3 protein-coding genes are annotated in these 1475 nt (G+C 60.7%); all 3 read left to right on the top strand.

The annotated features are described in order from the left end of the window. The first annotated feature begins 94 nt into the window (after positions 1-94). Positions 95-343, top strand: coding sequence for a MafI family immunity protein (locus AC1D12_RS33150; protein ID WP_477828398.1), 249 nt, complete (start codon positions 95-97; stop codon positions 341-343). A 107-nt stretch (positions 344-450) separates the two neighbouring features. Beyond that, positions 451-732: a DUF7716 domain-containing protein gene (locus tag AC1D12_RS33145; RefSeq protein WP_477828397.1), complete on the top strand. Its 282-nt coding sequence runs from the start codon at positions 451-453 to the stop codon at positions 730-732. A 195-nt stretch (positions 733-927) separates the two neighbouring features. Continuing rightward, positions 928-1475 (top strand): AIM24 family protein (locus AC1D12_RS33140; protein ID WP_477845351.1); only part of this gene is annotated, 548 nt, incomplete at its 3' end.

Here is a 1475-nt window from a genome sequence, read left to right as displayed (position 1 = left end):
GTGGAGGGAGTCCGCGACGGAGTGTGCATGATCTGCATCGTTGAGCCCCGCGGCGAAGGCATTGTCACGGCCTTCCCGAAGTAGGAGGAATCCAATGACTGAATCGAACCTCGAAGCCCGTCTTCTCGCCTTTGTTGCCGGCTTTGAAGGTCTGCTGCCGGATGAGGACGTGATGAATGCGAGAACCTTGATTGCCAAGCGAGAGTGGGGCGTCGGTTTGGAGCTCCTTTGCACTCAGTTGGTTGAATACGACGTATCGTTGACCGACGACGAGTCTGCTGAGTTGAAGAGTCTGGCTCAAGCAATGGGCCTCGATGTCAATGATCTCGGCTTTGCTTCGTAGTTGCCGCTCAGTTCGGAGCACGGCACCAAAGCGGGCCACGGCAACCGCTGCTTCGCCCACATCAGGTTGGTGGAGTCAAGCTCTGGAGGGTGGCTACTGAGGTAAGCATGAAACTGCGAGAAATACTGAACCAGTGTGACAAGCTGGGGGAATACGACGTCGTCTACGCGAGGCGTCCATGGTCGCTGGACTCTGAGGCGGCCGTTATTGAGTACGAAGAAGGCCAGTCGGTGGTGCGTCTGTTGAAAGGCGCCCCGTCCTTTGAGTACTTTCTCGAGGCTCCGCTTGCGACGGACATTCGACAGCAAGCAGAGGGCGGTGGCAGATCGACAGAAGAAGCACTGGACGTTCTCCTGTACTACGCGGAGAACGATGCCTTTCCACAATGAACGTCCTGTCGCACAGGGAGGACTTGCGTGGATCACTTTTGGAGGCTCTTGCTGAAGATGGCAGTTCGGTCGAGACAGTCTGGGTTGCCATCAGCGGCGAAGATCTATGAGTAGTCTGGCTTGCTGCCGCATCGAAAGATTTGGCCGCTCCCCGACGATGTCAGAATCCGCCCGTTCTCAACCAGGAGCATGAACGTGGCAATGGACGTGGTGGACTACGAGATCAAGGGCTCGGAGATGCAGTTCGTCGAGGTCGAACTCGACCCGGGCGAGGCGGCGGTCGGCGAGGCCGGCAGCATGATGTACATGGATGCCGGCATCGGCATGGACACCGTCTTCGGCGACGGCTCGGCCAGCCAGGGCGGCATCTTCGGCAAGCTGCTCGGCGCCGGCAAGCGGCTGATCACCGGCGAGTCGCTGTTCACCACCGTCTACACCAACCAGGGGCAGGGCAAGCGCAAGGTCGCGTTCGCGGCCCCGTACCCCGGCAAGATCCTGCCGATGGACCTGCGCCAGCTCGGCGGCACGCTGATCTGCCAGAAGGATGCCTTCCTGTGCGCCGCCAAGGGCGTGTCGCTCGGCATCTTCTTCCAGCAGAAGCTGTCGGTCGGCTTCTTCGGCGGCGAGGGCTTCGTGATGCAGAAGCTCGAGGGCGACGGCCTCGCCTTCGTGCACGCCGGCGGCACCGTGATGAAGCGCGAGCTGCAGCCCGGCCAGACGCTGCTGATCGACACCGGCTGCAT

This window comes from Rhizobacter sp. P1_G5 (assembly GCF_056405435.1).
This window is presented reverse-complemented; position numbering and strand designations above follow the sequence as displayed.